Annotated in this window: 15 protein-coding genes; 7 read left to right on the top strand and 8 right to left on the bottom strand. The window is 68.9% G+C overall.

Annotated features, from left to right (window positions below; genetic code table 11):
• Positions 1–11: 11 nt before the first annotated feature.
• The 3 genes from G341_RS21105 to G341_RS0105365 are packed head-to-tail and all read right to left on the bottom strand — an operon-like array spanning position 12 to position 1,694.
• Complete coding sequence (locus G341_RS21105) at positions 12–350, bottom strand: DUF2537 domain-containing protein (RefSeq protein ID WP_081622435.1); 339 nt, start codon at positions 348–350, stop codon at positions 12–14.
• On the bottom strand, positions 347–1,198 hold the full coding sequence (locus G341_RS0105370; RefSeq protein WP_018178086.1) for a TrmH family RNA methyltransferase: 852 nt from the start codon (positions 1,196–1,198) through the stop codon (positions 347–349). Before G341_RS0105370 ends, G341_RS21105 begins: the two co-directional genes overlap by 4 nt.
• Before the next feature lie 31 nt (positions 1,199–1,229).
• Entirely contained in the window at positions 1,230–1,694 is a 465-nt protein-coding gene (locus G341_RS0105365) for a MarR family winged helix-turn-helix transcriptional regulator (protein WP_051092656.1), read from the bottom strand.
• Between the two features lie 117 nt (positions 1,695–1,811).
• Between G341_RS0105365 and G341_RS0105360 the strand changes: the two genes are divergently transcribed.
• The gene (locus tag G341_RS0105360) at positions 1,812–2,069 is read left to right on the top strand and encodes a DUF2530 domain-containing protein (RefSeq protein ID WP_018178084.1); all 258 of its coding nucleotides are present in this window, start codon (positions 1,812–1,814) and stop codon (positions 2,067–2,069) included.
• Between the two features lie 61 nt (positions 2,070–2,130).
• A complete protein-coding gene (locus G341_RS0105355) occupies positions 2,131–2,742 on the top strand; it encodes a hypothetical protein (protein WP_018178083.1) in 612 nt (203 codons plus the stop codon).
• Here G341_RS0105355 and G341_RS0105350 read toward each other — a convergent pair.
• From G341_RS0105350 to G341_RS0105335, 4 genes are read right to left on the bottom strand one after another with little or no spacing between them, the layout of a single operon-like run.
• Positions 2,739–3,569 (bottom strand): mycofactocin-coupled SDR family oxidoreductase, encoded by an 831-nt coding sequence (locus G341_RS0105350; RefSeq protein WP_018178082.1) that lies wholly within the window; start codon positions 3,567–3,569, stop codon positions 2,739–2,741. The two genes, G341_RS0105355 and G341_RS0105350, sit on opposite strands and share 4 nt — an antisense overlap.
• Positions 3,566–4,102 carry a phosphatase PAP2 family protein gene (locus G341_RS21100; protein ID WP_043450702.1) on the bottom strand — a complete coding sequence of 179 codons (537 nt, stop codon included), beginning with the start codon at positions 4,100–4,102 and terminating at the stop codon, positions 3,566–3,568. The genes G341_RS0105350 and G341_RS21100 overlap by 4 nt, the downstream gene beginning before the upstream one ends.
• Positions 4,099–6,897, bottom strand: coding sequence for a sacsin N-terminal ATP-binding-like domain-containing protein (locus G341_RS0105340; protein ID WP_018178080.1), 2,799 nt, complete (start codon positions 6,895–6,897; stop codon positions 4,099–4,101). The genes G341_RS21100 and G341_RS0105340 overlap by 4 nt, the downstream gene beginning before the upstream one ends.
• 13 nt (positions 6,898–6,910) lie before the next feature.
• The gene (locus tag G341_RS0105335; protein ID WP_018178079.1) at positions 6,911–7,687 is read right to left on the bottom strand and encodes a DUF3027 domain-containing protein; all 777 of its coding nucleotides are present in this window, start codon (positions 7,685–7,687) and stop codon (positions 6,911–6,913) included.
• Between the two features lie 119 nt (positions 7,688–7,806).
• On the opposite strand from G341_RS0105335, the gene G341_RS0105330 reads away from it, so the two are divergent.
• Together G341_RS0105330 and G341_RS0105325 are read left to right on the top strand one after the other, a co-directional pair.
• Positions 7,807–9,699 carry an MFS transporter gene (locus G341_RS0105330; protein ID WP_018178078.1) on the top strand — a complete coding sequence of 631 codons (1,893 nt, stop codon included), beginning with the start codon at positions 7,807–7,809 and terminating at the stop codon, positions 9,697–9,699.
• A gap of 56 nt (positions 9,700–9,755) precedes the next feature.
• A complete protein-coding gene (locus G341_RS0105325; RefSeq protein ID WP_018178077.1) occupies positions 9,756–10,256 on the top strand; it encodes a DUF2771 family protein in 501 nt (166 codons plus the stop codon).
• A gap of 54 nt (positions 10,257–10,310) precedes the next feature.
• Here the strand turns inward: G341_RS0105325 and G341_RS0105320 are convergent, their stop codons facing one another.
• Entirely contained in the window at positions 10,311–10,733 is a 423-nt protein-coding gene (locus tag G341_RS0105320) for a cold-shock protein (protein WP_026303274.1), read from the bottom strand.
• 134 nt (positions 10,734–10,867) lie between these two features.
• Between G341_RS0105320 and G341_RS0105315 the strand changes: the two genes are divergently transcribed.
• From G341_RS0105315 to moaA, 3 genes are read left to right on the top strand one after another with little or no spacing between them, the layout of a single operon-like run.
• Positions 10,868–11,152 (top strand): hypothetical protein, encoded by a 285-nt coding sequence (locus tag G341_RS0105315; RefSeq protein ID WP_018178075.1) that lies wholly within the window; start codon positions 10,868–10,870, stop codon positions 11,150–11,152.
• The gene (locus G341_RS0105310; RefSeq protein ID WP_018178074.1) at positions 11,149–11,661 is read left to right on the top strand and encodes a flavin reductase family protein; all 513 of its coding nucleotides are present in this window, start codon (positions 11,149–11,151) and stop codon (positions 11,659–11,661) included. Before G341_RS0105315 ends, G341_RS0105310 begins: the two co-directional genes overlap by 4 nt.
• A complete protein-coding gene (gene moaA / locus G341_RS0105305) occupies positions 11,658–12,704 on the top strand; it encodes a GTP 3',8-cyclase MoaA (RefSeq protein WP_018178073.1) in 1,047 nt (348 codons plus the stop codon). Before G341_RS0105310 ends, moaA begins: the two co-directional genes overlap by 4 nt.
• Position 12,705 lies beyond the last annotated feature (1 nt).

Raw genomic sequence — 12,705 nt, 5'->3', positions numbered from 1 at the left:
CGATTCGGCGATCAGATTGCCGAGATCCCGGCGATGATGACCCCGATCCCGCCGACCGCGGCGCCGATTGCCACGCCCGCGCACGCCCATCGCCAAACCGGCCTGCTGCGCAGCACCCAGACCGTCGGCGCGACGCCGGCGACTGCGACGAGCACGACGACGACGCCGACGCCGGCGTTGAACGACGCGATCACCGAGTAGAACGACAGCATCACCAGGATGGTGAAGATCCCGGACAGCACTGAAAGCACCACGCCGGTCATCCACGGCGTGGGCCCAGCCTGGTTCGACGGCGCAGCATGGCCCGACGGCGCCGAGTGGTTCGGCATGGTCGGATGCGGGCTGCTCACGCTCCCGACCGTACCCGTTCATAGAAGGCGACCGCGGCCGCCGTCGCGACGTTCAACGAGTCGGTGCCGCCCGACATCGGGATGCGCGCCCGCACATCGCCGGCTCGCATCGCAGACTCGGACAGACCCGGCCCCTCGGCGCCGACCATGAACGCGACCCGGGCCGCGCCCTCGATCGCCTCCGCCAGAATCGGGACGTCCGGGTCGGGCGTCAGCGAGACCACTCGAAAACCCTTGCCGTGCAGCAGATTCAGGTCGGACGGCCACTCGTCGAAATGGGCGAACGGCACCAGCAGGACGTGCCCCATGGAGACCCGGACGGCCCGGCGATACAGCGGATCGGCGGTCGCGGCACCGAAGAGGACGGCGTCCACGCCGAGGCCGGCGGCATTGCGGAAGATGCTGCCGATGTTCTCGTGGTCATTCACGCCCTCGAGGATCGCGACGGTACGGGCCGACTCCAACAGGTCCCGCGGGTCGAGGGGGTCGGGACGCCGCGCCACCGCCAGCACTCCTCGGTTCAGATGGAACCCGACGACCTGCGCCATGACCTCGGCGGTCGTGCGGTAGTACGGCACCGCGGCCAGCTCGGCGCCGGTCGGGGTCGCGGGATCGGCGCGCAGCTGTTCCAGCCGGCGATCCGTTCCGAACAAGGCATGCGCCCGAAACCGGGAGGCGAGCATCCGTTGGGCCACGATCACGCCCTCGGCGATGACCAATGCCTTACCCGGCCGATCGGCCGTCCCCACGCGATCCGGCCGACGATCGATGGAATTGAGATCCCGGAAATCGTCGACACGCGAATCTGACGGGTCATCGATGTCGATGACCTCGAACGGTGTGGTCAATCCGGTCCAGCCTGCAGATGCCGTCGACTAGTCAGTCGCTGTTGGCCACCATCTTGTCAAACGCATCGATCGCGGTCCGCACCGCGGCGACCGACGCCTCGTCGAGCTGTGACAGCTGGTTGCGCAGCCATGCCTCGCGCGCGTGCGTCTCGTCTTCGAGAATCGCCTCGCCCGCCGGTGATAGCGACACGACGACCTGACGGCCGTCGGTCGGATGCGGATCTCGGTTGATATAGCCCAGATCCACCAGCGAAGCGATCACGCGCGTCATCGACGGCGGCTGCACCCGCTCCTGTGCGGCCATCTGGCCCGGTGACATCGGGCCTTCCGAACGCAGAATCGACATCGCCGACAACTGTGTCAGCGAAACCGGTGCCCCCTGCCGACGCCCGCGAAGGTGTCGTGCCAACCGCACCACCGAGACCGCAAGGTCGCTGGCGAGTTGATCCCCTAGTTGTTCCACGTAGCTAAGAATAGGCCTGCACGGTACCCCCATCAGATACTCGCAGCCCGACTAAATCCCCCTATATACCGGCGAATCGGACATCGGATGAATGGATGACCGATCTTCGATGCAGGTCATCGGACCAAGTCAGACCGTAGACTCAGCGCCATGTCCGAGAGTCCGAGCCCCGAGGTACCCGATCTTCCGCGTGCATTGACCGCGCCCGAACCGGTGATCATCGCCGGCATGCTGGCGTTCCTCGTGGTCACCATCGTCACCGCGATCTGGGGTCGCGACTGGGGTCACGCCCTGCAGATCTCGCTGGTCGGATTGGGTGTCGGTGTCTTCGGCTGCGTCCTGGTCTACGTGCAGAAATGGGCGGTCCGCAAGGGGCGCAAGGGCGCGCAGCAGGGGCTCCGCGGATAGTCTTCGTCGCCACCGGAGAAATTCGCTATCGCGCCTGGTCCGGTCGTGAGACGGTTCGACGATGACAGTCGAACGGTGCATTGACAGTTCGCCCGCGGACTGGTTGGTCAATCAGGAGCGCGACTGGCGTTCGCTCGCCGGAAGCGGGCCGCTGGGCTATACCCGCTACGCGCGGCTGCGCTTCATTCCCGACCCGGAATTCCCGGGACAGCGAGAGGGCGACGTCCCGAGCGTCGACGGGCCGTCCGAATCGTGGCAGCTGGCCGTCGCCGTGTCCCGCCTCGCCGGACACACCGCCACCCCGAACGATTGCTACTACCTGTTCTGGGACGGCTGGCCCCAGTCGGCCTACAAGAGAGCCGGCGCTGCGACCGTCGATATCCGCGACGAACGCGGCTACGCGGTGCGCGGCTACTACCTGTTCCGCGGAACGACGGACATGTCGTCACTAATGCCGCTGGATCGGCCGACCACGCGCGCCGCACTGGATGCGGAGTGGCCCATTCCGGCGTTCATCTGGCCCGCCGACGGCGCCTGGTGCGTAACCAACGACGTCGACCCGCATTTCGCCACGATCGGCGGATCGTCCGAGGCGATCGCAGACCTGTTGCGGGAGAAACGGATTGATGTCGTCCCGGACGATCCGGCCGTCGATCCGCCGTTCTACAGTTAGGTTCGCGTCGCGGTCGTTCCGAGGTTGACCTCGATCACCGTCCCGGTGGTCAGCCCGGGGTCGTCGACGAGATACATCACCGCCCGCGTGACGTCTTCGGGTTCCAGCCACGGCACCCCGAGCGGGCCCAGTCCGGCGAAGATCGGGGCGGCGTCGTCGGGAGTGGGATCGTCGAGGTCGGGGCGGAAGCGTTGCAGGGTGGTCGGGTTCATGACCATCGGGGTCGCGACCGATGTCGGGCACACGACATTCGCGGTGATGCCGTCGACGCCGACCTCCAGGGCCACCGTCTTGATGAAGCCGATGATTCCCCACTTGCTGGCGGCGTAATGCCCGAGATTCGTCATCCCGCCGCGGCCGGCGCCGGACGACACCCCGACGATGCGGCCGAAGCGCCCCGCCCGCATCGCGGGGATCGCCGCGCGCACGCAGTTGAAGGTGCCGGTCAGGTTTGTATCGATGACATCGGACCATTGCGTGTCGGTCATGTCCTCGACTGCCGTGAACGCGCAGATACCCGCGTTCGCGATCAGGATGTCCAGCCGACCATGCGTGGAAACGATCTGCGTGACAAGCTCATCGACCACCTCCACATCCCGCACGTCGACGCGGGCGGCACTCGCCGCGCCGCCGTCCGCCTCGATCTGCGCGACCGTGTCCGCCAATTCCGCGGGCGTGGCCAGCGGATAGGTCGCGGTATCGATCTGCTCCGCGATATCACTCACGACGACGAAGGCGCCCGCCGCCGCCAGTGCGCGGGCATGCGCGCGCCCCTGTCCGCGGGCACCGCCGGTCACCCAGGCGACCTTGCCGGTCAAATCATTCATGTCGTCCCACCACCTTCGTCGCGACATCGTCGAAACACCCTTGCCATCAACATCACCCAGGCGATCCCGATCACCCAGCCCGCCAGCACGTCGCTGAGCCAGTGCGCCGCGAGATAGATGCGACTCAGCCCGATCAGCACGCTGGCCAGCGCGGCGATCCACAGCGCCCAGTGCCAGCCGGTGTTCCAGAACACCGTCACGGCGACGAGTCCCAGCACGATCGCCGACATCATGGCGTGCCCCGACGGGAACGACCACGACGATTCGTGCACCAGCGCGTCGGCGGCGGGCGGGCGCGCCCGCGCGGTGATGTCCTTGAGACCCACCATGATCCAGTAGCCGGCCAGCGAGCCGATGCCGACCATCGCCGCCTGGCCGGGCCTCCGAAACACGAGTAGCGGCACCACGACGATCAGCACGATCACCGCGAGCGGAATGGTGCGCCCGCAGTCGGTCACGGCCCGCATGATCGATGTCAGCGTCGATTCCCGATGGTCGACGACCCAGTCCAGCACGGACTGATCGGGGCTCATCGGGGCACCCGCCACCTGTCGGTGAGGTGCGAGATCCCGGCCTCGTCGACCCACCAGTCGACCTCGACGACCTGCGCGGAGTCGTTGTCCGCCCCCGACCGGCGAACCCGAACCGCCAACGAATCATGCAGCCGCAGTTCGCCGTCCGGCAGCGGTATTTGCAGCAGCACGGTGGCGGCCAACGCCCGCGGGTGATCGGACCACCGCGTCGGCGTCCCCGGGTCGACCGGCTCGGCATCGATGGCCTCGCTCGCCAGGTCGATATCCAGCAGACCGGCCAGCGCCATCGCATCGGCCGGCTCGTACGGCGGCGCCAGCAGCACCGCCCGCTCCGCCTCGACGACCGGCAGATACCACGGCTGGTCAATCACCACCGCGCGGTCGGCATCGCCGAGGCCGGCGAGCGTCCGGACGACGGCGGGCGGATCGATGTCCTCCGGCCCGATCACGCCGCGCCCCACCGCGGCCGCCAGCGCCGCATGCACCCCTGCCACCACCACCGCGCTCGGCGCGCGGTCACTGTCGACCAAGTGCGCCAACAGCATTCGAGCAGCGTCCGCATCGTCGACCTCCCGGGCCGCCAGTACGCCGGTGAGCTGCGGTGCCTGCGGATGGTCGAGCGGGTCGAGCACCCCGGCCAGCGACATATCGTCCCCGCGCCGGTAGTGACCCAGCGGCCGTCCGCCCACCGCGGCGAAATGCCGCAGCCACCAGGCCGTATAGCCCCGCCGATCGCCGAGCAACGGGGCGATCACCGGGTCTTCCGCCAGCAGGGTCAATGCCTGCCCCCAGCGAGCCGGGTCCACCAGATCCAGATCGCGGACGACTACCAGCTCCGCCGGATCATCGGCGAGTGTCGCCCACCAGGATTCCTCGTCGGGCAGATCGTGGTCGGGACCCGTCGGGTACTGCTCGCGGACGACGGTGAACCCCCAGCCGACGCCGATCGCCCGCATGGCATCGACGCCGAATCCGCGCACCCAGTCGGCGCTCGGCGCGGCGAACGGCGAATCGTCCACGAGCACACGGCCCAGCGGACCATCGGCGAGCAGCAGCTCGTCGGCGGGGACGAGCTCGCCGTCCGCATCGGGAATGAGCAGTCCGCCAAGCCATTCCGGCAGTTCGAGCGGACCGTCCGCCTGCGCGAGATACGACGCGATCACGTCCAGCACTTGTTCGGCGAGTTCGCTCGAATCCGAATCGGCGATCGCGGTGCGCAGCGCCGGATCCGACAGCGCCTCGACGACCGACATCGAGACGGCGCCGATGCGCAGAACCAGCGGATGCACGGCGGCCGGCTCGACGGTCTGCACCCACGGCACCGGCACGTCGATGCCATCGATGACGGCCAGTCCGCGGGCGCCCGGCATCACCCGGCCGTCGGCCCGCGGCACCGGCAGCGCACCCAGCTCGGCGAAGTCCTCCGGGGTCGTGGCGACCGCCGTCAGCGCCTCGTAGAGCCCGCGCCACCACGTCGGATCGCGGTCGATACCGGTGAGCCGTTCGGCGATGTCCGCCAGGCCTATTCGCTGCACGCCCAGTCGGGTCAGCGTCTGGATCGATTGACGGCCCGAGAAGTCCGGCGTCACCAGCTGGCCGATGACCGGCCCGATCACCGCCGCGAGATCGGGCGTCAGATCCGCGAGCACCACCGATCGCGACGGAACAAGCAGCAGCACTTCCGATTCCGGTCCTGCAGCACTGGGCAGCCAGGTACCGTCCGCCAGTTCGGCGATCAACGCATCGCGCAACTGCACGTCGTACGGATTCGCCCCGAAGCCGGCGTCGGGCACCGCGGCCAGCCGGTCCGTCTCCGGCAATGCCTCCACGAATTGCGCGTAACCCGCTGCCGCCGTGGCGATGTCGGCGTCCGGATCGAGCCCGCGACGGTCCGGGGTGGTCGGCAGATCGGTGATGCACCGGACCGGGATCGTCAGCTCGATGTCGGTCTCGGTCGGCGCCCGCAGTCGGTCACCGGTCGATCGAATGACACGGCCATCAGAATCGATCTCGGCCAGCCACCGGGCGTGCGGCGCGGCATAGCGCAACCATTGTCGATCGCCGATCTCGACCAGGGTCATTGCGCCGTGAGGGGTTTCGGTGCGCGTGAACCGCTGTCCGGTGACGGTGATAGTGCCCAGCGCGGGCAGTTCCAGTAGCAGGTCGACGGCTGCGTCGACGAACCCGGCGATCACCCGTTCCGGATCGGTATCCGCCTGCAGATGCAGAACCACCTCGGTGTCGAATCCGACCGCGGGCTCGGTGTCCGCCGGCCACGGCAAGCGCAACAACGGCGGATTCGCCGGCCGATCGATGCCGTCGTCGACGATCGCCTGCTCGGTCGCCCGACGGTCGAATGTTATTCCGCCACAACGCGACCGGATGTCCACCCGGTCCGCAACCGTCGCCGCGACGGTGAATCCGACCCCGAATCGGCCGACCGAGCCGCCGCCGGAACCGGCCTTCGCCGAGGCCCGCAACGATGACAGCGCCGCCACGCCGGCGGCGTCGAGCGGCGCGCCGGTATTGGCGACATGGATTTCGGCGCTCCCGGGCGCTGTTGCCGTCGTGAGCCACACCGCGACCTCGCCCACCGACCCGCCCGCGACGGCCGCATCGGCCGCGTTCGCCACCAGTTCGGTCGCCAGCCGGTCGCGATAGCCGATATGTACGAGGTCCTGTTCGGCGGCGGCATCCTCGATGTACCGCGACGGCGAACTCCGCCACGAATCCAGCGTGGACCGCCGAATGGCTTGCGTATCAAAAGGATCGGCGGAACGCTGATCGACTGACATGGTCGGCGCGTGACTAGCGCGGGTCGACGATCTCCACGGCGCCGTCGTCATAGGCGGGGTAGGCCGGCGACCCCTCGCCGGACGGTGCCTTCATATCCGAGTGCGCACCGCAGCCGTAGTCGATGTGCACCACGCGGCCGTCGGCCGAGTACTCGTTGGCGCACACGCCGAACAGGTCGCGCAGAGAACCGGTCAGCGGAATGAAGAAGCCACAGCTGGCGCAGTGCTGCCGAGTCGACTGCGCCATCTCGGCGTACGGGCCGTGGTCGCCGGCGGTCCAGCGTTCGGCGGCCTCGGCCCGGCCGAACCAGCTCATCAGGCGCTTGCGGCCCAGCCCGATCTCCTGCGCGGCGTCGATGAAGTCGACATCTCGCCGGAGTCCGTCCCAGTCCCCGCTCGAGACATATCCCGGAACCAGCCGGACGTCGTCCTCGGTCGCGGCCAGCGTGTCGCCGGGCGAGAGGTCTCCCGGCCGGATGCGCTCGGCCCACGGCACCCACTGCGGTGCCGTCAAGGCGTCGACGCCGGGGAGCAGCGCGACCTCGCTGACCGTGATGTGGTCGTCGCCCGGGCTGCTGGCGAGCACGGCGCACCAGTTCCAGCCGCTGTATCCGGGCTGGTCAGCGACGAAGTAGTGAGTGACCGAGCATTCGTCCTCGGCGACCGCCCGCAGGTGTTCGCCCACGTGGTCACCGGCCTCCGCGACGATGGCCTCGCGCGCGAGATCGACGGCGTCGACCAACCGGGCCCGGGCGGCGTCGACCGTCGGGTTCGGGCTGGCCTCGAGCATGTCTCCAGCAGGGTTCACGCATCCAGTGTGCCGCATCGATGGACCGGTTCGCAGCGGCGGGTGCCACCGGAGCGCGGGGCTCCGGGCAGTCGTCGGTGCGATAGGGAACAATCGAGATTGTGAATCGGCCGAACACCCCTCCTGGCGGCAGCTCCGGGCACCGTCCGCCGCGGCCGGATCAGCATCCGGGTGCGGCGAACTACCCGGTCACCCCGCCGAGCGCCGGTGGCCGCCGACCGCCTCGCCGCCCCGCGCCGCAGCACATTCCGCCGCATGACCGCAACGATCCCCATGGTCGCCCCGATCCCCGCGCCCGCGGAGAGGCACCGACGGAACGGCATCCACGCCGCGAACCGCCGCCTCCCGGCAGCGGCCCGCGCACGCGCGCCTACTCGCAGCCGGACCTGGGACCATCGCAGAATCCGCATCTGCATCCCCTCGACGAGGACGCCGAATACCGCCGCGCGGCCCAGGACCGGCCCAAGCGGATGCCGCGCAAGCTCACGGTCACCCGGGTGGCCGCGCTGCGCGGACGCGAACTGGCCGGCAAGGGCCTGAACAAGATCCACGCCGCGACCACCGCCGACGGCGCCGATCGGTCGGGCCTGACGGCGCTGACGTATCCGGCGGTGATGAACTACGCGCTCGACGCCGCGATGTCGGTGTCGCTGGCCAACACGTTCTTCCTCGCCGCGACCAGCGGCGAGTCGAAGAGCAAGGTGGCGCTCTACCTGCTGGTCAACATCGCGCCGTTCGCGGTGATCGCGCCGCTGATCGGACCGCTGCTGGACCGGCTGCAGCGCGGACGTCGCATCGCGATGGCCGCCACCTTCGCCGGCCGCGCGGTGCTGGCGGTGCTGGTCATCATGAACAGCGGTTGGGACTCGAGCAGCCATCAACTGACCTACGACCCCTGGGTGCTGTATCCGGCGGCACTCGGAATGATGGTGCTCTCCAAATCATTCGGGGTGCTCAAATCGGCGGTCACCCCACGCGTCCTGCCACCGACGATCGACCTGGTGCGCGTCAACGCGCGCCTGACCACCTTCGGTCTGGTCGGCGGCATGTTCCTCGGCGGCGCCATCGCGGTGGTCTTCGAGGCGCTGCTCGGCAAACTGCTGCCGTTCCACTCTCCGGGCGCATTGATCGCGCTGGCCATCGGCGCCATCGTCGGCACCTGGCTGTGCATGCGCATCCCGTCCTGGGTCGAGGTGACCGAGGGCGAGGTCCCGACCACGCTCAGCTACCACGGCGAGCCCGCGCGAGTGCGCGGCGAGCCGAATCCGGCGCCGCAGGAGGAATCCGCCGGACGCAAGGGCGCCGCCTCGGCCGCCGCCATGATCCGCGACAGCATGCGTCAGCCATTGGGCCGCAACGTGTTGATCGGCCTGTGGGGCAACGGGACCATCCGGATCCTCACCGGCTTCATGCTGATGTTCATCCCCTTCTATACGAAAGCCAATCACAGCGGTGCCAGCGGCATGGGACAGCTGCTGATCGTCGCCGCGGCGGGCGGCGCGGCCGGCGCCGGCAACTTCATCGGCAACGCGCTCGGCACCCGTCTGGAGCTGAAGAATCCCCGCAAGATCGTGATCATGGTGACCGCCGGCGCACTTGCGGCCGTGATCGTCGCCGCTGTGTTCGGCAACATGCTGTTCGTCGCCATCGCGGCCTTCGTCGGCGCCTTCACCAGCGCCATCGGCAAGGCCTGCCTGGACGCATCGATCCAGGACGACCTGCCCGACGAATCCCGGGCGTCCGCGTTCGGCCGCTCCGAGGCCCTGCTGCAGCTGGCCAGTGTCTTCGGCTCGGCGATCGGCGTGCTGCTGCCGTCGGAGATCTGGTTGTGCTTCATGGTCGTCGGCGTGATCATGGCGGCCGGAACGCTGCAGACGTTCATGACCAGCCGCGGCTCGACACTCGTCCCCGGCTTCGGGGGCCAACGGCCCGACATGTCGATGCCGACCGGCGCGATCCGGATAGATCCCAATCTGCGACGCCGCCCCGAGTAGGCGGCCGGGCCAGTCGGCCCACAACCCTCGTTCCATCGATCAGCAAGGAAATACCGGTGCCAGCTCTGTCCAGTGGTGAGAAGAAGTTCGCGATCATCGCGACGGCGATTGCGGTGCTGTTCGTCGCCGTCGTCGGCGGCTCGGTCGCGGCGCTGACCGTCGGACACCACAAGCCGATCCCGGTCGTCCAGGTGGCACACCAGGATTCGCTCACGCGCGTCTACCCCAAGATGTACTGCCGCAAGATCAACGGCCCGTCATGCGAGGGCATGGTGCAGGGCGAGATGACGACGATCTCGTTGCCGCCGGGTGAGTCCATGATGGTCACGGTCCCCAAGGAAGTGGCCGACCAGCCATGGATCCTGATCGTGGTGCGCCGGAACGACACCCCGGAGACCAACAACCAGAAGGTGTACGGACCCGGAAGTCGCTACACCGTGACGCTCACGTCCGAGCCCGCCGATCCGATCCTCGGCATCGAGATCCAGCGCGTGCCGTTCCGCACCGACGACGGCTACTTCTCCAGCGGAATCTGGAGCCTGAAGACGACACCCTGACCCACAGGTCCTACGGACCCGGTCGATGCGGCCGCGATCAGCGGCTGCCCAGGATCAGTAGTGCTCGAGCTCCCGGGCGACGGCGCGCACGACCTCGGAGATCCGTTGCGCGGTCTTGCGGTCGGGGTACTTGCCCTTCCGCAGGTCCGGCTGCACCTTGCCCTCGAGCAGAGTGATCAGGTCGGCGACCATGCCATGCAGCTCGTCCGGCGAATGCCGTTTGGCGGCAGCCTCTTTGCGGGCGGCCTCGCGGTTGTTGCGGGTGATGCTCGGGGCCGGCTCCAGGACGCTGACCCGCAGCGCCTGCGGTCCGCGACGGCCGGCGGCCATGTCGAACTCGACGCGCTGGCCCTGCTTGAGCACCTCGACGCCCTCGGGCAGCGCGGAGCTTCGGACGTACACGTCCTCACCCGAGTCCTGCGACAGGAACCCGAATCCCTTGTCCGCGTCGTACCACTTCACCTTGCCGGACGGCACCGTCTTCACCTACACCTTCAGTCACTGCCCCGAGGCGCTGCACGGGGGCCGATTTTTTCGGATTCGCTACGCGCGGGGCGCCAATATAGTAGCCAGTCCGGCAGGCGGGCCGATACCGGCTTTATGGTGGGGACATGGGAACTCCTGACGGAACGGAGACCGGGACGGTCACGGCCTCGGTGTCCGACTCGCCGCAACCGCATTCCAACCGGTTGCTGCATGCCTCCATCGCGCTGTTCGTGCTCGGTCTGATCGCGCTCCTGGTCCTGATGACCTATCCGGCGATGGCCGACGGGCATCGCGCCCCGGGCGTGATCGGCGGCCTGACGCTCTGCGCGCCGATCGGGCTGCTCCTGGCACTCGTCTTCGCCCTGCTGTCCGGACGCCGGGTGCGCAAGGCCGCGGAGCCACGGCCATGACCGCCGTCGATGCCGGCGGGCAGCTACGCCCGGTCGGCGACGGATCCGAGCTCAAGCGCGCTTACAGCTGCTTCCCCACCGGCGTCGTGGCCGTCTGCTGCGAGATCGACGGTCAGCCGGTCGGGCTCGCCGCCAGTTCATTCGCGACGGTCTCGCTCGACCCGCCACTGGTCTCCTTCTGCGTCGACAACGGCTCGACCACCTGGCCCCGGCTGCGCGGTGCGCCGGCGCTCGGCGTCAGCGTGTTCGCCAGCGGCCAGGCCGCGCACTGTCGCCAGCTGGCCGGCCCGGCCGAACGCCGCTTCGAGGGCCTGAGCATGCAGAGCGGGCCCGAAGGAGCACTGCTCCTGCCGGGCGCGACGGCCGCCATGGCGTGCACGATCGCCGACGAGATCGCCGCCGGCGATCACACGCTGATCATGCTGCGCATCCTGCATCTGCACTCCGATCCGTCGATGGAACCGTTGGTGTTCCACGCCAGCACTTTTCGTGCCCTGGAGAATCGTTGACACCAGCCGAGCCGAATGCCGATCGCGGCGCACCCACCTCGGGTCCGCTGACCGATCGGTATGGCCGCGTCGCGCACGATCTCCGCATCTCGGTGACCGACCGATGCAATCTGCGCTGCACCTACTGCCTGCCTGAGTCCGGAATCGATTGGCTGCCAAAGGATTCCACGCTGACCCTCGACGAGACCGTGCGGCTGGCGACGATCGCGGTGCAGCGCCTCGATATCACCGCGATCCGCTTCACCGGCGGAGAGCCGCTGCTGCGCAGAGATATCGGAGAGTTGGTCGAACGGATCGCCCGCCTGCAACCGCGCCCGGAACTCGCCTTGACGACCAACGGCATCGGGCTCGCGGCCCGGGCCGGCGAGCTGGCCGCGGCCGGGCTCGACCGCGTCAACGTCTCGCTCGACACCACCGATCCGGCGCACTTCACCGCGATCACCCGCCGCGACCGCATCGACGATGTGCTGGCCGGGCTCGAGGCCGCCGCGAGCGCCGGCCTGCGGCCGGTGAAGGTCAACGCCGTGCTCGATCCGCAGACCGGTCTCGACGACCTGCCGGCCCTGCTGCGACTGTGCCTGCGCAGCGACTACGAGCTGCGGGTCATCGAGCAGATGCCGCTGGATGCCGGCCATCACTGGCAGCGCTCCGCGATGGTGACGGCCGCACAGGTGCTCGACCGGCTGCGCAGCGACGGCGTCGACCTGGTCGCCGACGAGCGCCCCCGCGGATCGGCGCCCGCCCAGCGCTGGCGGGTACGGACCGCCGAAGGCGACGCGGGCACGATCGGCGTGATCGCGGCCGTCACGAGCCCGTTCTGCGCCGACTGCGACCGCACCCGGCTCACGGCCGACGGTCAGCTCCGCAGTTGCCTGTTCGCCCGGACGGAGACCGACCTGCGGACGCTGCTGCGTGGCGATGCCGGCGACGACCAGATCGAGCAGGCCTGGCGCGCGACGATGTGGGCCAAAGCCGCCGGACACGGCATCGACGACGTGTCCTTCCAGCAGCCCGATCGACCGATGTCCGCGATCGGCGGCTGAA

It is taken from the genome of Jongsikchunia kroppenstedtii DSM 45133, assembly GCF_000380485.1.
Classification (GTDB): Bacteria; Actinomycetota; Actinomycetes; order Mycobacteriales; family Mycobacteriaceae; genus Jongsikchunia; species Jongsikchunia kroppenstedtii.
Note: the sequence above shows the minus strand (reverse complement) of the source record. Positions and strands in the feature narration are given on the sequence as shown.

Coding starts and splice junctions, on each gene's coding strand:
- G341_RS0105365 (WP_051092656.1), bottom strand. CDS start 1,694: ATGGGGGTACCGTGCAGGCCTATTCTTAGCTACGTGGAACAACTAGGG.
- G341_RS0105360 (WP_018178084.1), top strand. CDS start 1,812: ATGTCCGAGAGTCCGAGCCCCGAGGTACCCGATCTTCCGCGTGCATTG.
- G341_RS0105355 (WP_018178083.1), top strand. CDS start 2,131: ATGACAGTCGAACGGTGCATTGACAGTTCGCCCGCGGACTGGTTGGTC.
- G341_RS0105350 (WP_018178082.1), bottom strand. CDS start 3,569: ATGAATGATTTGACCGGCAAGGTCGCCTGGGTGACCGGCGGTGCCCGC.
- G341_RS21100 (WP_043450702.1), bottom strand. CDS start 4,102: ATGAGCCCCGATCAGTCCGTGCTGGACTGGGTCGTCGACCATCGGGAA.
- G341_RS0105340 (WP_018178080.1), bottom strand. CDS start 6,897: ATGTCAGTCGATCAGCGTTCCGCCGATCCTTTTGATACGCAAGCCATT.
- G341_RS0105335 (WP_018178079.1), bottom strand. CDS start 7,687: ATGCTCGAGGCCAGCCCGAACCCGACGGTCGACGCCGCCCGGGCCCGG.
- G341_RS0105315 (WP_018178075.1), top strand. CDS start 10,868: ATGGGAACTCCTGACGGAACGGAGACCGGGACGGTCACGGCCTCGGTG.
- G341_RS0105310 (WP_018178074.1), top strand. CDS start 11,149: ATGACCGCCGTCGATGCCGGCGGGCAGCTACGCCCGGTCGGCGACGGA.